Annotated in this window: 16 protein-coding genes and 1 pseudogene; 8 read left to right on the top strand and 9 right to left on the bottom strand. The window is 73.7% G+C overall.

Translation table 11 applies throughout. The features are described 5' to 3' along the window. Positions 1–24: 24 nt before the first annotated feature. Positions 25–1743 carry an ABC transporter substrate-binding protein gene (locus ACIDOF_RS25000; RefSeq protein ID WP_409008323.1) on the bottom strand — a complete coding sequence of 573 codons (1719 nt, stop codon included), beginning with the start codon at positions 1741–1743 and terminating at the stop codon, positions 25–27. 100 nt (positions 1744–1843) lie between these two features. After that, positions 1844–2794 carry an ABC transporter permease gene (locus tag ACIDOF_RS24995; protein WP_409008471.1) on the bottom strand — a complete coding sequence of 317 codons (951 nt, stop codon included), beginning with the start codon at positions 2792–2794 and terminating at the stop codon, positions 1844–1846. A gap of 398 nt (positions 2795–3192) precedes the next feature. Here ACIDOF_RS24995 and ACIDOF_RS24990 point away from each other — a divergent pair, with 398 nt between their 5' ends. Both ACIDOF_RS24990 and ACIDOF_RS24985 read left to right on the top strand, forming a co-directional pair. Beyond that, on the top strand, positions 3193–4671 hold the full coding sequence (locus tag ACIDOF_RS24990; RefSeq protein ID WP_409008322.1) for a chlorohydrolase family protein: 1479 nt from the start codon (positions 3193–3195) through the stop codon (positions 4669–4671). A gap of 32 nt (positions 4672–4703) precedes the next feature. Further along, positions 4704–5378, top strand: a complete 675-nt coding sequence (locus tag ACIDOF_RS24985; protein ID WP_409008321.1) for a GntR family transcriptional regulator — start codon at positions 4704–4706, stop codon at positions 5376–5378. A 275-nt stretch (positions 5379–5653) separates the two neighbouring features. Here the strand turns inward: ACIDOF_RS24985 and ACIDOF_RS24980 are convergent, their stop codons facing one another. Then, positions 5654–6994: a hypothetical protein gene (locus ACIDOF_RS24980; protein WP_409008320.1), complete on the bottom strand. Its 1341-nt coding sequence runs from the start codon at positions 6992–6994 to the stop codon at positions 5654–5656. Positions 6995–7106: 112 nt separating this feature from the next. On the opposite strand from ACIDOF_RS24980, the gene ACIDOF_RS24975 reads away from it, so the two are divergent. Together ACIDOF_RS24975 and ACIDOF_RS24970 are read left to right on the top strand one after the other, a co-directional pair. Next, on the top strand, positions 7107–8363 hold the full coding sequence (locus ACIDOF_RS24975) for a molybdopterin-dependent oxidoreductase (RefSeq protein ID WP_409008319.1): 1257 nt from the start codon (positions 7107–7109) through the stop codon (positions 8361–8363). Beyond that, the gene (locus tag ACIDOF_RS24970) at positions 8363–8854 is read left to right on the top strand and encodes a hypothetical protein (protein ID WP_409008318.1); all 492 of its coding nucleotides are present in this window, start codon (positions 8363–8365) and stop codon (positions 8852–8854) included. Before ACIDOF_RS24975 ends, ACIDOF_RS24970 begins: the two co-directional genes overlap by 1 nt. 182 nt (positions 8855–9036) lie before the next feature. Here ACIDOF_RS24970 and ACIDOF_RS24965 read toward each other — a convergent pair. The 3 genes and pseudogenes from ACIDOF_RS24965 to ACIDOF_RS24955 all read right to left on the bottom strand — a co-directional run. After that, positions 9037–9264: pseudogene (locus ACIDOF_RS24965) on the bottom strand (SAM-dependent methyltransferase); the annotation flags it as partial. 625 nt (positions 9265–9889) lie between these two features. Then, positions 9890–10501 (bottom strand): DUF2064 domain-containing protein, encoded by a 612-nt coding sequence (locus tag ACIDOF_RS24960; RefSeq protein WP_409008317.1) that lies wholly within the window; start codon positions 10499–10501, stop codon positions 9890–9892. Further along, on the bottom strand, positions 10498–11220 hold the full coding sequence (locus ACIDOF_RS24955; protein WP_409008316.1) for a glycosyltransferase family 2 protein: 723 nt from the start codon (positions 11218–11220) through the stop codon (positions 10498–10500). Before ACIDOF_RS24955 ends, ACIDOF_RS24960 begins: the two co-directional genes overlap by 4 nt. Positions 11221–11344: 124 nt before the next feature. Here ACIDOF_RS24955 and ACIDOF_RS24950 point away from each other — a divergent pair, with 124 nt between their 5' ends. Together ACIDOF_RS24950 and ACIDOF_RS24945 are read left to right on the top strand one after the other, a co-directional pair. Continuing rightward, entirely contained in the window at positions 11345–12118 is a 774-nt protein-coding gene (locus tag ACIDOF_RS24950) for a response regulator transcription factor (RefSeq protein ID WP_409008315.1), read from the top strand. Further along, positions 12115–13248 (top strand): sensor histidine kinase, encoded by a 1134-nt coding sequence (locus tag ACIDOF_RS24945; protein ID WP_409008314.1) that lies wholly within the window; start codon positions 12115–12117, stop codon positions 13246–13248. Before ACIDOF_RS24950 ends, ACIDOF_RS24945 begins: the two co-directional genes overlap by 4 nt. Before the next feature lie 79 nt (positions 13249–13327). On the opposite strand, the gene ACIDOF_RS24940 is transcribed toward ACIDOF_RS24945, so the two are convergent. Beyond that, the gene (locus ACIDOF_RS24940) at positions 13328–14323 is read right to left on the bottom strand and encodes an NAD-dependent epimerase/dehydratase family protein (protein WP_409008313.1); all 996 of its coding nucleotides are present in this window, start codon (positions 14321–14323) and stop codon (positions 13328–13330) included. Positions 14324–14498: 175 nt separating this feature from the next. On the opposite strand from ACIDOF_RS24940, the gene ACIDOF_RS24935 reads away from it, so the two are divergent. Continuing rightward, positions 14499–15491: a slipin family protein gene (locus tag ACIDOF_RS24935; RefSeq protein WP_409008312.1), complete on the top strand. Its 993-nt coding sequence runs from the start codon at positions 14499–14501 to the stop codon at positions 15489–15491. 78 nt (positions 15492–15569) lie between these two features. Here ACIDOF_RS24935 and ACIDOF_RS24930 read toward each other — a convergent pair whose 3' ends face one another. Then, positions 15570–16475 carry a hypothetical protein gene (locus ACIDOF_RS24930; RefSeq protein WP_409008311.1) on the bottom strand — a complete coding sequence of 302 codons (906 nt, stop codon included), beginning with the start codon at positions 16473–16475 and terminating at the stop codon, positions 15570–15572. Positions 16476–16646: 171 nt separating this feature from the next. Here ACIDOF_RS24930 and ACIDOF_RS24925 point away from each other — a divergent pair, with 171 nt between their 5' ends. Further along, positions 16647–16868: a hypothetical protein gene (locus ACIDOF_RS24925; RefSeq protein ID WP_409008310.1), complete on the top strand. Its 222-nt coding sequence runs from the start codon at positions 16647–16649 to the stop codon at positions 16866–16868. Positions 16869–17042: 174 nt separating this feature from the next. On the opposite strand, the gene mgtE is transcribed toward ACIDOF_RS24925, so the two are convergent. Then, positions 17043–18413, bottom strand: a complete 1371-nt coding sequence (gene mgtE / locus ACIDOF_RS24920; protein WP_409008309.1) for a magnesium transporter — start codon at positions 18411–18413, stop codon at positions 17043–17045. Positions 18414–18695: the final 282 nt, after the last annotated feature.

Raw genomic sequence — 18695 nt, 5'->3', positions numbered from 1 at the left:
CGCGTACTCCTCAAGCCTCTCCGGTCAGCGCTCGACGCCGACGGTCGACAGGTCGATGGCTCCGAAGAAGTAACCCACCTGCGCGTTGCGGATGTTGGAGCCGACGACGCTGTTGGTGAAGGAGCGGACCAGCGGCACGAGCGGGTAGGACTGCATGGCCTGGTCCATGAGGGTGGCCCACTTCTTGCCGAGTTCCTCGCTGGTGCCGTTCTCGCCGCGCAGCTTGTACATGGCGCCGGAGATCTTCTTGTCGTAGTAGCGCTGGCTGTTGGAGAAGCCGTACGTCTTGCCGTCCAGACTCGGGCCCAGGTTCGGGTCGACGGTGGTGCGCACCGAGCCGCTGTCGGCGCCGCCGCACCAGCCGCTGCGGGCGATGTCGGGCAGCTTGTCGCTGGCGAGGACGGTGTAGTAGTTGGCGGCGGGGATGGGCCGCAGCTCGAGGTCGATGCCGATCTTCTTCAGGTTCTGCTGCAGGGTGGTGCCGATGTTCTTGTAGCGGGGCGTGGCGTCCGCGTAGCCGTAGACCAGCTTCTTCGGGACCTTCTTGCCTTCGAGGAGCTTCTTCGCCTCGGCGAGCTTGGGCTTGCCGGACGGGTCGAGGTCGGTGTGCTGCTTGACGTAGCCGCGCTGCGAGGGGTTGATGAAGGACTGGGTGAGCTTGCCGAAGCGGTTGCCGCCGTACTGGATCTGCATGGCCTTGCGGTCCATCGCGAGGGCGATCGCCTTGCGGACGTCGGGGTCGGTGATCGACTCGGTGTTGAAGCCGAGGACGTCGGTGCAGCCGAGCAGTCCGGCCGCGGTGCGCTTGGCGATCTTCGGCTCGTTGAGCTTGGCGGCGTCGGAGGCCTGGAGTCCGCCGGCGCTGTCGAGGGTGATGGCGTTCGGGTCGGAGTCGGCGAGCAGCTGCTGGCTGATGGTGGCCTGGGCGGTGGAGAGGCTGAAGGTGAAGGTGTCGGGCAGCGCGGTGCGGTGGGGGTCGGTCTTCGGGTCCCACTGGTCGTTGCGGACCAGCTTCATGGAGCGGCCCCGCTGATACGACTTGATCTTGTACGGGCCGGTGGAGACCGGGTGGTTGGTGTAGTCGAGCTTGGTGTCCTTGGCCTTCGGCACCGGCGCCGTGTTGGAGCGGGAGACGAGGGCGGGGAACTCGGCGAAGGGCTGCTTCAGGTGGAAGACGATGGTGCGGTCGTCGGGCGTCTCGATGGCCTTGAAGTCGCCGTCGGAGTACGGACCCTTGTAACCGTCGTCCGCGAGCGCCGAGTTGAGCTCCTGCGGGGCCTGGGTGAAGACGTCGCGGGCGTAGGTGCGCTCGACGCCGTACTTGATGTCCTTGGACGTGATCGGCTTGCCGTCCTCGAACTTCAAACCCTTCTTGAGCGTGTACGTCCAGGTCAGGCCGTCCTTGGAGGGCTTGCCGAGGTCGGTGGCGAGGTCGGGGACGATCTTCGGCGGCTGGCCTGCGGTCTCCTTGGCCATGGTGAGGGTGCGGTAGTAGAGCTGGCCGACGTTGGCGGTCTGGACGTAGTTGCTGTTGCCCGGGTCGAGGGTCTGGAAGTCCGTCGACATCAGGACGTTGACGTTGCCGCCCTTGCCGGTGAAGCCCTTGCCGATGGTCACGGGCTCGAAGGCGTCGGCGTTCGCACCGGAACCGGAGCCGGGGGCGGGCTTGGGCCCGCCACAGGCGGTGAGGGCGAGCCCGGCGCTGACGGCGAGGGCGATGGCGGCTTTCGTACGTCGGTTCACTGCGTCTCCATGCGGATGGGAGGGGGAAGGAGGGCGCGTGGGGGGTGTACGGCTTGCAGAGGGGTGCCCGGGGATGTGCGGGGCGTGCTCAACTGCCGGGTCAGCGGGACGACTTGGGGTCGAGAGCGTCCCGGACGGCGTCGCCGAGGAGGTTGAAGGCGAGCACGGTGATGACCAGGGCCCCGGCGGGTACGGCCAGGAACCAGGGGTCGGAGAGGTACCAGTTGCCGGCCTGGGCGGCGTTGAGCATCTGGCCCCAGGACGGAGTGGGGTCCTTCACGCCGACGCCCAGGAAGGAGAGGGCGGCCTCGGCGGTGATGTTGGTGGGGATCATCATCGTGGCGTAGACGAGGACGACGCCCATGACGTTGGGGATGATCTGCCGGAAGATGATCGACCGGCGGTAGGCGCCGTAGGCGCGGGCGGCCTCGACGAACTCCTGCTCCCGCAGCGAGAGCACCTGTCCGCGCACGACGCGGGCCAGATAGGCCCAGCCGAAGAAGCCCAGGATGATCACCAGTGAGGCGATGGGCAGCAGGCTGCCGTTGTCGAGGGCGGTGCCGCCGAGCCGGGACTGCATGATCGGGGTCAGGGACAGCACCAGGAGCAGGTGCGGGAAGGCCAGGAACAGGTCCATGATCCGGCTGATCACCATGTCGACCTTGCCGCCGAAGTAGCCGGCGGCCGCGCCGAGGACGGTGCCGAGCACCACGGAGACGAGGGTCGAGAGCAGCGCGATGGTCAGCGAGATCCGGGCCCCGTAGGCCATGCGCGCGAAGATGTCGCGCCCCAGGCCGGGTTCGATGCCGAGCCAGTGCTCGGTGGAGGGGAATCGGTAGTACTCCAGGGGCAGTCCGGGTGTGTAGAACTCGTCGAGGTAGTCGGGCCCGGTGCGGGAGGTGTACGGGTCCTGCCCCTCGATGGCCACGAGGAGCGGGGCGAGTACGGCGAACAGCACGATCAGGGAGACGACGACCAGCGCGGCGACGGCGATCCGGCTGCGGCGGATCCGCAGCCAGGCCGTGCCGAGGAGGGTCCGCCCGGTGTCGATCTCGGCGGCCCCGGAACCGGTCTTCCCGGGGCCGGACTTCGCGGAACCGGTCTTCCCGGAACCGGACTTCGCGGAACCGCCCTTCGCGGGTCCGTCCCCCGCGGGTCCGTCGGCGGCGGGCGCGGGGGACGCGGCCCCGGCGGGCGGCGGGGACAGGGTGGCCACCTTCGCGTCAGCGGGCTCCGGCACGCTGACGCGAGGCGTCTTGCTCGGCGACTCATGCGGATCCGTCACGTCGGTCCTTGCGCTCGAGGGGCTGGGATGGCCGGGACGGTATACCAAGGCGCGGAGTCGCCACCAGGGTTCTCCAGGAATTTTCGGAGATACCCGACGCCACCTTCTCCTTTGGTATGCCATTCCTTACGATGACGGCCCGCTCCGACTCCCCTGGAGGTCCCATGCGCACCCGCTGGCGTGCCCGGCACGTACTCGCCCACCAGGACGGCGGCCACGTGCTGCTGCGGGACGGGGAGTTGGTGTGGGAGGACGACGTGATCGTCTACGTCGGGCCGCGCTACGACGGACCCGTCGACGAGGACCGCGACCTCGGCGAGTCCCTGGTGCTGCCCGGCCTGATCGACCTGGACGCGCTCACCGACATCGACCACCTCGTCCTCGACTCGTGGCACGACGCCGAGCGCGGCCGCGGCCTGCAGTGGTCCCTCGACTACTTCCGGCACCGCCGCCGCGACGTGTTCACCCCCGAGGAACGCGCCACCGTCCGCACATACGCCCTGGTCCAGCTGGCGTTGCACGGCATCACCACGTACATGCCGATCGCCTCCGAGGTGCACAGCTCCTGGGCCGAGCCGTACGAGGAACTCGTCACCATGGCCGACCTCTCGCGCCGGCTCGGCCTGCGCGGCTACCTAGGGCCCGCCTACCGCTCCGGGATCAACGTGGCCCTGCCGGACGGCGGTCGGGACGTCGCCTTCGACGAGGAGCAGGGGCGGGCGGGCCTCCGGGACGCGGTCCGGTTCCTCGACCACCTCGACAAGCTCGCCGACCCGCTGCTCACCGGCGTACTCCTGCCCTGCCGCATCGAGACCCTCACCGAGGAACTGCTGCGCGCGACCGCGGCGACCGCCCGCGAACGGGACGTCCTCGTCCGGCTGCACGCCCTGCAGGGCATGACGGAACGGGCCGTCGTGCAGCGGCGGCACGGCGTGACACCCCTCCAACTCCTCGACGACACCGGCCTGTTGGACCCCGAACTGCGGCTGCTCGTCCCGCACACCGTGGTCGTCGACCGGCACCCCGACGTGCACGGCGAGGACCGCGGCGACCTCGCCCGGCTCGCGCGCGCCGGGGTGTCCGTCGTGCACTGCCCGCTCACCTCGCTGCGGTACGGCTCGGCCCTGCACTCCTTCGACGCGTACCGGGAGGCCGGGCTCAACCTGTGCCTCGGCACCGACTCGTTCCCGCCCGACCTGGTGCGCGGCATGGACGTCGGCGTGCACCTCGCGAAGCTGGTCGACGGGCGGATGGACGCGGGGGCCGCCGAGCACTACGTCGACGCGGCCACCCTCGGCGGGGCGCGCGCCCTCGGCCGCGGCGACCTCGGCCGCCTGGAGCCCGGCGCGCAGGCCGACGCCGTCGCCTTCGACATCGGCGACATCCGCGACGGCGTGCAGGACGACCCCGTCCGCACGTTCCTGCTCAGCGGCACCGCACGCCAGGCCACGAACTCCGTGGTCGCCGGGCGGCCCGTGCTCGTCGACGGCGCGCTCCCCGGCGTCGACCTGCCCGCCCTGCGGGAGCGCGCCCAGGCCCTCTTCGAGAAGATGCGGTCGGCGTACACCGAGCGGGACGGGCTGCGCCGCGACCCGGACACGCTGTTCCCGCCGACGTTCCCGCCGTACCGGACCGGGGCGTGACCGTCCGCGGCACCACCGGGGAGACAGGGGTCGTGGGGGCCCCGGGTGTCCCCGCCGTCGCCACGCACGCCGACCGGGCGGAGGCCCTCGTACGCGCCGGGATCCACGCGGGCACCTACCCGCAGGGGTCCCGGCTGCGGGAGCGGGAGCTCTCCGACGCGCTCGGCGTGTCCCGCATCCCCGTCCGCGAGGCGCTCGTGCGGCTCGCCGCGGAGGGGCTCGTGGTGCTTTCGCCGCGCCGGGGCGCGACGGTGCGGCGGCTCACGCTGCGGGACGTGGACGAACTGTTCGACCTGCGGCTGAGCTTGGAGGTGTTCGCCGCCCGGCGCGCCGCCGAACTGACCGCGCAGGGGCACGCCCTTCCGGGGCTGCGGCGGGTCATGGACCAGGCGGAGGACGCGACGCGGCGGGACTGCGCGGCGGACATCGCGGCGGCGAACACGGCGTTCCACGCCGAGCTGATCACGATGACGGGCAATCGACTGCTGCAGGCGTCGTTGCAGCCGTCCATCGGGCTGATGCACTGGCTGTTCCGGCTCACGTCCACCGCGGGCGGGCCGCGGTTGCACTGCGAGGAGCATCGGAACTTGTGCGCGGCGGTGTACGCGGGGCGGCCGCAGCTGGCCGAGGCGCTGGCGTACGCCCACATCGACCTCCGCCGGGAGGTCACGCTGCAGCGGTTGAGCGCGGTGCTGCCGGAGGAATGAGGTTGTTGCGCCCTGCCGCCGACTGCATCGCCCTGCGGGCTCGCGTCCTCAATCGCCGGACGGGCTCGATCTTTTGCCCCTCCCCGCCCCTTCCCGAAAGCCTGCGGCGCCGTCGTGGCTGGCCGCGCAGTTCCCCGCGCCCCTGAAAAACCAGCCCCTCCGGCGTTTGAGGAGCGGGGGTCCGGGGGCTGGCCCCCGAAAGCGGGGGCTGGGGGCGCAGCCCCCAGAGCCGTCCGCTGAGGACTTTCGGGAAGGGGCGGGGTGGGGAGAATTCCTCACCAGCCCGTCAGCAGCAGGTGGTTGACGAGCAACGCCAGTGCTGCTTGGGCGGCCAGCCACGGCCGCGGGCTCGGGAGGAACGCTCCCGCCGCCAGGAGCCACTGCGTGAACGGCAACCAGATGCGTTCCGTCTCCGCCTTGCTCATGCCCGACAGATCGGCGATCAGAAGCGAGACCAGCACCCCCGCCAACAGCACCCCCAACCCGCCCCGCTCCACCCGCCGCAGCCCCGCGACCGTCGCGAGCCCCACCACGAGCACGGTGCACGCGAGGTTGGCCCACACCCAGTAGCCGTACGGGCGGATGCCGGCCGCGCCCTGGTAGTAGCGCTCGACCAGCAGCCGGTACGCCTCCCACCAGTCGAACCCGTACAGGGTGAACAGCAGCGGCACGACCGCCGCGCCGAGCAGGGCGTACGGCAGGACCCGTACGCGTGCCCCGTTCCGCCCGAGGAGCAGGGCCGTCGCCGCGACGACCGCGAACAGCGTCAGGCCGTACGAGAGGTAGCAGGTCAGTCCGAAGAGGAGGCCGGAGGCGGCGGCCGTGAGGGGCCAGGCGCGGACCGGGCGGACCGACAGGGCGAGCAGCGCGACCGACCATGCCGCGACCGCCGCGAAATAGCCGTCGGCGGACGTGCCCGTCCAGACCGCCGCCGGGGCGAGGACGAGGAACGGGGCGGCGCGGCGGGCGAGTTGCTCGCCGTGCTCACCGGCGAGCGCACGCACCGTCACGAGCACCGCGACGCATGTGCTCGCGCCGACGAGCAGGCACCACACCCCCGCCCACGCCCCGCCGCCGAGCCCGATCCGGTCGAGGTACACGAAGGTGAGGGGTGCGGCGGGCGGGTGGCCCGCGACGTGGGCGGGCCAGTGGTCCGGGGAGTCGATCAGGATGTGCCGGGTGAAGCTGCGCAGGGTCTCCGGGATGTCCTGGAAGCGGTCGATGACCTGCAGGTACTCGTACTTGGTGGTGAGGCGGCGGGCGATGCCCCAGTGCCAGCCGTCGACCAGGGCGAGCGACCACGTCCAGGCGGAGGACGCCGCGTAGGCCGCGCCGAGCAGGGCGCGCCACGGGAGCCGTGCGGCGAGGGTCGGCCCGTACGCGACGAGCAGCACCGCGACGGCCAGCGCGGCGGGGGTGCCGGGGCCGGTGTGCGGCAGCCAGTTGGCGTACAGCGGCGGCCAGCTGACCCGCAGGGTGCCGTCGCGCTGCTCGATGTGCCGGCCGACGACGACGGCGGCGACGACGAGCAGGACCGCGGCGCCGGCGGCGTACAGGTCGCGCCGGGTGCCGCGGCGGTCGGAGGGCGAAGGGGCGGGGCGGGTTTCGCGGTGCACGGGGGAACGCTAGGCCGGGCGGCGGGCCGCCGGGCGGTCGTCGGCGGCGACGTCAGCGTTTCGTCATCGTTGTTTCGCCGGTCGGCGGACCCTTCCGGCCTACCGTCGGGGCATGGCCCGCCTTCCCTCCTCCCCCGCGTTCTGGCGCAGCCCGGTGCGCGGCGCCCGGTTCACGTCGGTGCTCGGTCTCGTGCTGCTCGCCGGGATGCCCGTGCTGTTCGTGACGGGGCTGCTGTCGTACGCCGCGTACAACCCGGACCTGTCGCCGGTCAACGACCAGACTCCCGGCAAGGGGCTGCTCGGCTTCTATCTGTTCGCCTGGCCGACCGACCCGCACTGGCTGTACCGGCTCACGCAGGGCGTGCACGTCACGCTCGGGCTCGCGCTCGTGCCGGTGCTGCTCGCCAAGCTGTGGTCGGTGGTGCCGCGGCTCTTCGCGCTGCCGCCGGTGCGGTCCCTCGCGCACGCCGCCGAGCGGCTGTCGCTGCTGCTCCTGGTGGGCGGCGCGCTCTTCGAGTTCGTCACGGGCGTCCTCAACGTCCAGCTGGACTACGCCTTTCCGGGGTCGTTCTATCCGCTGCACCTGTACGGGGCGTGGGTGTTCTTCGCCGCGTTCCTCGCGCACGTCGCGCTGAAGGCGCCGGCGGCGGTGCGGAACGTACGGGCGATGCGGGCCGGGCGGGCCGAGGACGCGGGGGACGCGGGGGACGAGCTGGTGTCGCCCCGGCCCGATCCGCCGACCGTCTCGCGGCGGGGTGCGCTGTGGCTGGTCGGCGGGGGCTCGGCGGTGCTGTTCGGCACGTCGGCGGGGCGCAGCTTCGACGGGCCGCTGCGGCAGACCGCCGTGCTCTCCCCGCACGGCGGGCCCGAGCCGGGCGAGGGCCCGAACGGCTTCCAGATCAACAAGACGGCGGCGTACGCGGGCATCGACCCGCGCGACACCGCCCCGGAGGCGTGGCGTCTCGTCGTCACCGGCCGCACCGGCACCGTCCGGCTGAGCCTCACCGAGCTGCGCCGACTGCCGCTGCACAGCGCGGCGTTGCCGATCGCGTGCGTGGAGGGCTGGTCGACCGCCGACCAGTGGTGGCGCGGCGTGCGGCTGCGGGACCTGGCCGCGCTCGTCGGGCACGACGAACCGGTGGACGTGCTCGTGGAGTCGCTGCAGCGGCGCGGCGCGTTCCGGCGGGCGGCGCTGCGCGGCAACCAGGTCGGCGACCCGCGCTCGCTGCTCGCCCTGGACGTCAACGGCGAGCCGCTGAACGCCGACCACGGCCGCCCGGCCCGGATCATCGTGCCCGCGGCGCCGGGCGTACTGAACACGAAATGGGTCACGCGGCTCGACTTCGGCTTCCGGGACGGGGTGCGGTGATGCGACGGCCCCGTCCTCGGGTACGCGGACTGCGCGGTGTGCTCGGCAGCCCGTACCAACTCCTGCTGCTCGCCTGTTCGTTCGCGCTCGCCGGGTACGCGGGCGTGCGGCTGCTCGCGGGTGAGACGGTGCAGGTGCTGCTGTGGTTCGTCGGCTCCGCGCTGCTGCACGACCTGGTGCTCGTGCCGCTGTACGCGACGGCCGACCGCGCGCTCGTCCGGCTGCTCGGCGCCTGCGGCCGGCGGGAGTGGCTGCCGTACGTGCGGGGGCCCGCGCTGCTGTCGGGGCTGCTGCTCCTCGTCTGGTTCCCGCTGATCAGCGGGCGGGTCGCGGAGCGTTACGCGGGGGCGGCGGGGCTGTCCGGCGACGGCTTCCTCGCCCGCTGGCTCCTTGTGACGGCCGTGCTGTGCGCGGGCTCGGGTGCGCTGCTCGTGGCGCGGTCGCTCCGGTTGCGCAGGGCGACGAAGGTACGGCCGCCCGCCTCCCACTGAGCCTCGGCGCGCCAGCCGAGGGCGCGGGCGCGACGCAGCAGGGCGGGCGTGCCGAGCCGCGCCCAGCGGAAGGGCGGGCTGACGGCGCCGGTGCGGACGAGGTGCACGTCGACGCTCTCGTCCACGTCCACCGGGTCGGTCTCGGCGATCAACAGGCCGTCGGCGGCGAGGAGTTGGGCCATACGCTGGAGCAGCGCGGGGACGTCGCCGCCGATGCCGAGGTTCCCGTCGACCAGAAGCGCCGTGCCCCAGCGCCCCTCACCGGGAAGCGGTGCGAACACGGAACGCACCAGTGCCGGCCCGCCGAGCGCCACGGTCCGTGCGACGGCGACCTCGCTCACGTCCACACCCAGCGCGACCCGCCCCCGCGCGGCGAGTTCCGCGACCAGCCGGCCCGGCCCGCACCCCACGTCGAGCACGGCGCCCTCGCACCGCGCGAGCAGCGCCTTGTCCACGGCGTCCGCGTCCGCGCACCACCGCTCGACGTCCAGCGGCAACAGCCACCCGTCGGCCCGCCGCAGAAACAACGGCCCCCGCCCGAACCGCAACGCGTCCCCGTAGGGATCCCCGCCCCAACTGCCCACACCCGCAGCCCTGTCGACCTGCCGAGACCCCCCGCTCACACCCCACCCGCCATCCCCGACGCACAACACGCACAGACCACCCCTGGCACGCCGACACCGCCGCGAAGCCCCACACGACGACGGCCCGCACGACCGGGCTCCGCACGACCGGGGCCCGTACAACCGGAACCCGCACGACCGGAACCCGTACAACCGAGACACCTACGACAGGCATCCGTACAACACCCGCCGGGCACCCTCCGGGCGGCCGGCCCAGGCAGGGCGCGCGCCGCCCCACGCGCACCGGCACGGCTCGTCCCCGCCGTCGCCCCCAGCGGACCCGGAGCCACGCCGTTCGCCCGCCCGGCCGCCCGCCCGACCCCGGCACGCGGCGTCGCACGTGTGCCGGCAGGGTGGGCCGCCTCCGCGAGCAGGCCTCGCGAGGGCCGACCTCCCCTGCCCGTAGGCCTGTTCACCCCGTGCCCCGAATCGTCCGCAGTTCCCGTGCGAAGCGGCCGCGTGGGGCCAGGGCGGCGACGGCTGTCGCGTCGGCGGGGGTGTCCACGTCCCGTAGGCGCGGCAGGTCGCGTACGTGGAGGCCCGCTTCCAGCAGGCGGGTGCGTTGGGCGGCGCCGGTGCCGGGGGTCGACATGGGGACGCCGCGTACGAGGTCCGGGGCCGGTTCGGCCAGGCCGAGGAGCCAGAAGCCGCCGTCCTCGGCGGGGCCGAAACAGGCCTCGCCGGGGGCGAGCCGGACGTCCAGGAGCTCCGGGGTGATCTGCGGGGTGTCCATGCCGACGAGCACGGAAGGGCCGGTGCACGCGGCGAACGCGGCGGCGAGACGGGCGTCGAGGCCGCCCGCGCACTGCGGTACGACCTCGAATCCGGGCGGCAGCCACGGCCCGGGCTCCCCGTCGAGGACGAGGACGCGGCGGGCGGCGGGGGTCGCGGCGACGGCGTCGAGGGTGTCGGCGAGGGCGGCCTCCGCGAGCCGCGCGGCCTGCGCGGGCGTGAACGGCGGGGTCAGCCGTGTCTTCACCCGGCCGGGCAGCGGCTCCTTGGCGATCACGAGCAGTGTGTTCACTCTCGCACCCCTCCCCCGGCGGGCGGTTCCGCGAGGACCGCGCGCATGTCCCGTACCGCCTGCCACGTGCCCCGCCAGGTGCCGGTGACCTTGGAGCGGCCTGCGCGCGGCAGGTACGGGACGTCGTGCTCGGTGACGCGCCAGCCCGCGTCGGCGGCGCGGACCACCATCTGCAGCGGGTAGCCGCTGCGCCGGTCCGTGAGGCCGAGGGCGAGCAGCGGTAGGCGGCGGGCGGCGCGCAGCGGCCCGAGGTCGTGCAGCCGCAGCCCGGTGCGGTGGCGCAGCATGCGGGCGAGCGCGAGGTTCCCCGCGCGGGCGTGCAGCGGCCAGGCGCCCCGCCCCTGCGGGCGCCTGCGGCCGAGCACCAACTCCGCCTCCCCCGCGCGCACTTCGCGTACGAAGGGGACGAGCAGTGCCGGGTCGAGGGAGGCGTCGCAGTCGCAGAAGCAGACGACGTCGGCCGTGGCGGCGGTCAGGCCCGCGTGGCAGGCGGCGCCGAAGCCGCGGCGCGCCTCGCGGACCACGGTGGCGCCGTGCGCGCGGGCGATCTCCGCGGAGCCGTCGGTCGAGCCGTTGTCCACGACGAGCGCCCGCCAGCCGTCCGGGATGCGGGCGAGCACCCATGGCAGGGCCTCGGCCTCGTTCAGGCACGGCAGGACCACGTCGACCTCGGCGGGCGCGCGGCCCGCGACTGCGGGGTGCGGGGATGGGGTCGTCACGGTGGCCACCCTACGGAGCAGAATCCGACATAACGGGCAGTGGATCCTTACGGAACGCGGACGTCCACCGCTGCCCGCCCGCCCCGCACCCCGCCCGCCCGCGCGTGGTGCGAGGCTGTGGGGCATGGAGCAGCAGCCGTACGCAGCGACGTCACCGGGGCCCGTGGACGGGGGCCGGGCGCCCGCCGACCGCGCCCTGGTCCTGGTGGTGGACGACGACCCGACGGTCGCGGAGGTCGTCGCCGGATACCTGGACCGCGCCGGGTACGCCGTGGACCGCGCCGCCGACGGGCCCGCCGCCCTCCGCCTGGCCGCCGCGCGCCGCCCCGACCTGGTGGTGCTCGACCTGATGCTGCCCGGCATGGACGGCCTGGAGGTGTGCCGACGGCTGCGCGCGGACGGGCCCGTGCCGGTCGTCATGCTCACCGCGCGGGGCGACGAGGACGACCGGATCAACGGCCTCGAAGTGGGCGCCGACGACTACGTCACCAAGCCGTTCAGCCCGCGCGAACTGGTCCTCCGCGTCGCGTCCGTGCTGCGCAGGTCCCGGCCCGCCGAGGGCACGCGCCCGCTGAGCGCGGCCGGTCTGACCGTCGACCCGGCCGCCCGCCGCGCCACCCGGGACGGCGCCGAACTCGCCCTCACGCTCAGGGAGTTCGACCTGCTCGCGTACTTCCTGCGGCACCCCGGCCGGGCGCACAGCCGGGAGGACCTGATGCGCGAGGTGTGGGGCTGGGACTTCGGCGACCTGTCGACGGTCACCGTCCACGTACGCCGCCTCCGCGGCAAGATCGAGGACGACCCGGCCGAGCCCCGGCTCATCCGGACGGTGTGGGGCGTGGGCTACCGCTTCGAACCCCCGCGGAGCGGCGCGGCGGCGGAAGGCGGCGCCCGATGAACGACATGCTCCTCATCGCCCTGTTCGCGCTGCTCGGCGCGGGCGCCGCCGGACTCCTCGGGGCCGTGGCGCTGCGGCTGCTGCGGCAGCGGTCGCTGTCCGTGTCGCTGGCGGTCGTGGCCGTGGTGACCGTCGTCGCGATGCTCGCCGGGACGCTCGCCGTGGCATGGGCGATGTTCCTGTCGCCGCACGACCTGACCGTCGTGACGACCGTCGTCGCGATGGCCGCCGTCGTCTCCCTCGCGACGGCACTGCTGCTGGGCCGCTGGGTCGTCGCCCGCGGGCGCGATCTGCGGCTCGCCGCCCGCTCGTTCGGCGACGGCGGCGCGTACGCCGCCCCCGAGGGCGCCGCGCCCGGCGAACTCGCCGAGCTCAGCCGGGAGTTGGCGGCCACCAGTGCGCGGCTCGCCGAGTCCCGGGACCGCGAACGGGCCCTGGAGGCGTCCCGGCGCGAGCTCGTCGCCTGGATCTCGCACGACCTGCGCACCCCCCTCGCCGGGCTGCGAGCCATGGCCGAGGCGCTGGAGGACGGCGTCGCCGCAGACCCGGAGCGCTACTACCGGCAGATGCGCACCGACGTGGAGCGGCTCGACACCATGGTCGGCGACCTCTTCGAGCTCTCCCGCATCCACGCGGGCGCCCTGACCCTCTCGCTGTCCCGGCTCTCCCTGTACGACCTGGTCGGCGACGCGCTCGCCGGGGCCGCCCCGCTCGCCCGGGAGTTCGGCGTACGGCTCGTCGGCGAGCGGGTCGAGGCGGTGCCGGTGGAGGTCGACGGCAAGGAGATGAGCCGCGTCCTGGGCAACCTCCTCGTCAACGCGATCCGCCGCACCCCGGCCGACGGCACGGTCGAGGTCGCCGTCGAACGGCACGCGGCCGGGGCGGTGCTGTCCGTGTCCGACGGGTGCGGCGGGATCCCCGAGCGGGATCTGCCGCGGGTCTTCGACACCGGCTGGCGCGGGACGGACGCGCGGACGCCTCCGGCCGGGGCGGGCCTCGGGCTCGCGATCGTCCGCGGCATCGTGGAGGCGCATCGGGGGCGGGCGACGGTACGCAACGTCCCGGGCGGCTGTCGCTTCGAGGTGACCCTGCCGACTCCCGACCCCCGGGGCGGGGACGTGCCCCGATAGGGGCGCGGGGAACTGCGCGAGCAACCACGACGGCGGGAAAGCCGAAAGACAGCCGGGGTCCGGGGCGGAGCCCCAGGGTTCAGGCGAGCGGCGTCGTCGCGAACTCCCGTACCCCCTCCGGGAACCCCACCTCCGGGCGCCAGCCCAGCGCCCGGCGCAGGCGGGACGAGTCGGCGGTGATGTGGCGGACGTCGCCGAGACGGTACTCGCCCGTGACCCGCGGCAGCGGCCCCCCGCACGCCGCCGCGAGCTCCGTCGCCAACTCCCCCACCGTGCGCGGCTCGCCGCTCCCGGTGTTGTACGCGGTGAGCACGCCCGGCTCCGCCCCCGCCTCCAGCGCGACCGCGTTCGCCGCCGCCACGTCCCGTACGTGCACGAAGTCCCGCCGCTGCGCCCCGTCCTCGTAGACCGTCGGCGCCTGGCCGCGGGCGAGGGCCGAGCGGAAGAAGGCGGCGACGCCGGCGTACGGGGTGTCGCGGGGCATCCGCGGCCCGTACACGTTGTGGTAGCGCAGCGACACCGCCGTGCCGCCGGTGTCCCGGGCCCAGGCCGCCGCCAGGTGTTCCTGGGCGACCTTCGTCGCGGCGTACACGTTGCGCGGGTCGACCGGCGCGTCCTCCGTGACCAGGCCCGGCGTCAGCCACGCCCCGCACTCCGGGCACCTCGGCTCGAAGCGGCCCGCGTCCAGGTCGGCGACGGCACGCGGCCCGGGGCGGACGACCCCGTGCCGTGCGCAGTCGTAGCGGCCCTCCCCGTACACGACCATCGAGCCCGCGAGGACCAGGCGGCGCACTCCCGCCTCGGCCATCGCGGCGAGCAGCACCGCCGTGCCGAGGTCGTTGTGGGCGGCGTAGTCGGGGGCGTCGGCGAGGCCCGTGCCCAGGCCGACCTTCGCCGCCTGGTGGCAGACCGCGTCGACCCCGGCGAGCGCGCGGGCCACGGCCGCCCCGTCCCGTACGTCCGCGCCCGGGTCGAGGCGGAGGTCGTACGCGACGGGCTCGTGGCCGCGCGCGGTCAGCGCCTCGACGACATGGGACCCGATGAACCCGGCACCGCCGGTGACCAGTACACGCATGCCCGCACGCTAGGCCGCCCGGCCCGCCGCGCACCCGGGCCGCGCGGGGGCGTCACGGTTCCGTAAGGCGTACGGGCGGGGGCCGAGCGGAAGGATCTTCGGCAGGCCCTCGACCCACGGACATAACAGCCATACCGTGGTAAACAGGAGCGACTCGGACCCTAGGGGGTTCGCCATGCTTGAAGAACTCGCCATCGCCGCCGTGGCGGCCGGTTCCGCCGCAGTCGCCTACCTCATGGCGGCCGCGAAGGTCGTGCGGCAGTACGAGCGGGGTGTGGTGCTGCGCCTCGGGCGGCTGCAGCGCGAAGTGCGCCAGCCGGGGTTCACGCTGATCGTCCCGGTCGTCGACCGGATCCGTAAGGTCAACATGCAGATCGTCACGATGCCCGTGCCCGCGCAGGAGGGCATCACCCGCGACAACGTCACGGTGTGCGTGGACGCGGTCGTGTACTTCAAGGTCGTGGAGGCCGACAAGGCCGTCGTGAACGTCGAGGACTACCGCTTCGCGGTCTCGCAGATGGCGCAGACCTCCCTGCGGTCCATCATCGGCAAGAGCGACCTGGACGACCTGCTGTCCAACCGCGAGAAGCTCAACCAGGGCCTGGAGCTGATGATCGACAGCCCGGCCGTGGGCTGGGGCGTGCAGATCGACCGGGTCGAGATCAAGGACGTGTCGCTCCCGGAGACCATGAAGCGGTCGATGGCCCGGCAGGCCGAGGCCGACCGTGAGCGCCGGGCCCGTGTCATCAACGCCGACGCCGAGCTGCAGGCGTCGAAGAAGCTCGCCGAGGCCGCCCACCAGATGGCGGACGAGCCGGCGGCGCTGCAACTCCGGCTGCTGCAGACCGTGGTGGCCGTCGCCGCCGAGAAGAACTCCACCCTCGTCCTGCCCTTCCCCGTCGAGCTGCTGCGGTTCCTGGAGCGCAGCACGCAGCAGGCGGAGGGCAGGGCCGACACCGGGCACCCCGAGGTCCGGCCTCCCGAGGTCGGGCATCCGGAGGCGCCGCACGCCGTGCCGACGGACCTGGTTCCCGAGGAGGTCCTGGACCAGATCAGGGACCAGGTCGGCGCCGCCCCCGCCGACACGGACCCCCCGCGCGGCCTCACCCCGCTGCGGGACTCCGCGGACGGCGTCACCGCGACCGGGACGACACCGCCCCGGACGTGAACACCCCGTCGTACGGCGGCGATCGGGCCGACGTACGGCGGCGGCCAGGCGTACAGGGCCTGGTCCACGCGACAGGCCCTAGCGGCCGGCGCGGCCGAAGCGTTCCGCGACCGCCTGCTCCAGGGTGAGTCCGCTCGCGTCGTCGTCCGGTTCGAGGAAGGCGTGCACGACGGCCAGGGCGAGCGTGCCCATCAGGGAGCGGCCGCGGGCGTGGTCGACGACGCCGGAGTCCGGGTCGCCCATGGCGCGCAGGGTCGTGCCGTCGTTGGTCGCGGAGAGCGCGTCCGCCAGGTCGTCGAGGGTGAGGCCCGGCCGCAGCCGCAGCCCGCGCCGCTTCAGGACCTCGGCGTACAGCTCCTTCCACGAGCCCAGGTAGTCCCGGTAGATCCCGGCGACGATCTGCGCGACCTCCTCGTCCCCGTCGGCGGCCGGCATCAGGGCCAGACCCAGGCGTACGGAGGGCAGCTCGACGCCGTCGGCGGCGTGCCGGTAGCCGATGTCGTGGATCGCGCGGACGAAGTCGGCGCCGCTGCGGCCGTGCACGAGCCGGCGGAGGGTCTCGGCGCGCTGCGCGCGGAACTCGGGCCGGTAATTCTCCTTCCACACCGCGAAGTTGATGAGGTCGACGACGAAGTTCGCGTGCGGGTCCCAGCGGTCGCGCAGCATCGACTCGGCACGGCCGTCACGCGGGAACGGCGGCCGGTTGGCGCGGAACGCGGCGGCGACACCGCGCTGCGAGAGCGGGCCGAGCAGCAGCCGCTCACTGTTCACGGGCAGGCCCGCGCCGGGCCCGAGATGCCGTTCGAGCAGCCGCATCCCGGCGGCGAGGAACCCGGCGGTCGCCTTGTGGTTCGCGAGACTCGCACGCCCCCTGCGGGTACGGCGGTTGAGGTGCCGCAGGACGCCGGAGAGGTCCTGGTCGTAGGGGTACGGCAACCCGCGCTTGGCGCGCGGCCCGGGGCGCGGCTGGTCCTTGTCGTCCATGCGGGCATGGTGCAGGCGGGGCGGGCACGTCAACAACCGCGCGGGTGCGGGGAGTTGGGGTGCCGCTCCCTCGGTACGGGACTCAGCGCTCGTGCGGGGAGGCGGTGGGGGTACGGGGCGTCGTACACCTGAGGCTCGCTCCACCTCCCCGTCCCGGAAAGGGGTCTCCCGATGCCTGACTCCCCCACGACCGTCGCCCTGTGGCTGCTCGCCTCCGCCGCCACGACGGGCGCCCTGGTCCGCCTCCTCCTCGCCGTCCTCACAGCGGTCGCGGCCCGCAGAGCGCTGAGCCGTGACCGTGCGGGGCGGCGGGTTCGGGAGCATCAGCGGGCGGTGTTGCGTGTGCTGGTGGAGGGGTTGACGGGGGTCACCGGCCCCCGCGACCGCCACTGACCCCAGGGGACTCCGCCCCCGGCCCCCCCCGGCTCCTCAATCGGCGGAGGTGGGCACAGCCAGGTGCGCCCCTTTAGGGGCGCGGGGAACTGCGCGACCAGCCACGGCGGCGCCGCAGACGAACGGCGAACCGGGGTCCGGGGCGAAGCCCCAGGGCCGTCCGTCGTGGCGGGCTCAGACCCCCAGCACCGCCTTCGCCGTGGCGAAATAGATGATCAGACCCGTCGCGTCGACGAGCGTCGTCACCATCGGCGCCGACACCACCGCCGGATCGATCCGCAACCGCTTCGCGAGCAGTGGCATCGTGCCCCCGATCGTCGCCGCCCACCCGCAGATCAGGACGAGGGTGATGCCGACGACGACCGCCACGTCCGCGCCCACGAACAGCGTGCCGACGATCACGCCGAGGACCGCGAGCAGTCCGCCGAGGACGAGCCCCACCCGGCACTCCCGCCAGATCACCTTCAGCAGGTCGGAGCCGCGGACCTCGCCGACCGCGAGAGCGCGTACGCACGCGGTCGCGGCCTGGGCGCCCGCGTTGCCGCCGGCGCCGATCAGCATCGGGATGAACACGGCGAGCGAGGCGACCTGTTCGAGGGTGCCCTCGAAGGCCTGTGTGACGCTGACCGTCAGCGTCGCGGCGACGAGCAGCAGGCTGAGCCACAGTGCCCGGTAGCGGGCCAACTGCCAGACGGACGCGGCCATGTAGTGCCCGGCCCACGGCGCGGAGCCGGACTGGCGGGCGACGTCCTCGGTGTCGGCGGCCTCGATGACCTCGACCGCGTCGTCGATGGTGAGCAGCCCGACGAGCCGCCGTTCGCTGTCGACGACCGGCAGGTTCAGGTCGTTGGTCTCACGCATCAGGCGCGCGGCCTGCTCGGCGGAGTCGGTGGCGTACGCGTACGCGGGCTCGGTGACGACCAGCGAGGAGACCAGCGTCTCGGGCGGGTTGAGGACGAGTTCGCGCAGCTCGACGATGCCGGTGAGGCGGCGCGTGTGGTCGACGACGGGCAGCGTGTACACCGTCTCCGCCTCGTTGCCCTCGGCGAGGACGACGCCGAGGGCCTGTCCGACGGTGAGGTCCTGGCCGAGCGCGACGACCTCGGGCGTCATGTAGCGGCCTGCGGAGCCCTCCGGGTAGCCGAGGAGCGCGGCGGTCATCCTGCGTTGGTGCGAACTGAGCCCGGCGAGCACCCTCTTGGCGACCTTCGCGGGCGCCTCGCGCAGCATCCGGGCGCGGTCGTCGGGGTCCATGGCCTCGACGAGTTCGAGGAACGCCCGGTCGCGCAGACCCTGCAGGATCTGCTGCTGGTCGACCGGCTCCAGCTCCTCGAAGACCGTCAGGGCGCGGTCCTTGTCGAGCAGCCGGAAGGCCATGCCGGCGGCGGGCGCGTCCATACGGGCCAGCTCGTCGGCGATGACGTGCGGCGGCTTGCTCTCCAACCACTCCAGGACGGCGTGCAGTTCGTGGTCCTGCACGAGGTCCTGGAGGGAGCGCTCGTCGAGGTCGGCGCGGGGCTCTTCGGGCAGCGGGGTGTGCGGCATGCCGAGTCCTAGGGGTACATCGGTTCGTCGGGTGAGCGGGCGCAGGACGGGCACCGCGGTTCCCCGTACGGAATCGCCCGGCGCGGAACGCTCAGCGCGGGTCGCTCAGCGTGGGCTCGGGGCCGTGGTGTGGGGAGCGTCGGTGCCGCTCACGGAATGACTGGGAGGTTCGCCGCGCATGGCAGCACCACCTCCGTCTCCGTACCCGATGAACAGCACGCCCGGCCGGCCACGGGGACCCGCGGCGGGCGCACCGGTGCAGCCTACATCGAGCACGTGAAC

The organism is Streptomyces sp. Da 82-17, from assembly GCF_046098215.1.
GTDB lineage: Bacteria > Actinomycetota > Actinomycetes > Streptomycetales > Streptomycetaceae > Streptomyces.
Note: the sequence above shows the minus strand (reverse complement) of the source record. Positions and strands in the feature narration are given on the sequence as shown.

Bases quoted from the DNA above. Each gene is read 5' to 3' on its own strand.
- ACIDOF_RS24945 (WP_409008314.1), top strand. From the start codon at position 12,115: ATGAACGACATGCTCCTCATCGCCCTGTTCGCGCTGCTCGGCGCGGGC.
- ACIDOF_RS24940 (WP_409008313.1), bottom strand. From the start codon at position 14,323: ATGCGTGTACTGGTCACCGGCGGTGCCGGGTTCATCGGGTCCCATGTC.
- ACIDOF_RS24935 (WP_409008312.1), top strand. From the start codon at position 14,499: ATGCTTGAAGAACTCGCCATCGCCGCCGTGGCGGCCGGTTCCGCCGCA.
- ACIDOF_RS24970 (WP_409008318.1), top strand. From the start codon at position 8,363: ATGCGACGGCCCCGTCCTCGGGTACGCGGACTGCGCGGTGTGCTCGGC.
- ACIDOF_RS24930 (WP_409008311.1), bottom strand. From the start codon at position 16,475: ATGGACGACAAGGACCAGCCGCGCCCCGGGCCGCGCGCCAAGCGCGGG.
- ACIDOF_RS24925 (WP_409008310.1), top strand. From the start codon at position 16,647: ATGCCTGACTCCCCCACGACCGTCGCCCTGTGGCTGCTCGCCTCCGCC.
- mgtE (WP_409008309.1), bottom strand. From the start codon at position 18,413: ATGCCGCACACCCCGCTGCCCGAAGAGCCCCGCGCCGACCTCGACGAG.
- ACIDOF_RS24990 (WP_409008322.1), top strand. From the start codon at position 3,193: ATGCGCACCCGCTGGCGTGCCCGGCACGTACTCGCCCACCAGGACGGC.
- ACIDOF_RS24950 (WP_409008315.1), top strand. From the start codon at position 11,345: ATGGAGCAGCAGCCGTACGCAGCGACGTCACCGGGGCCCGTGGACGGG.
- ACIDOF_RS24975 (WP_409008319.1), top strand. From the start codon at position 7,107: ATGGCCCGCCTTCCCTCCTCCCCCGCGTTCTGGCGCAGCCCGGTGCGC.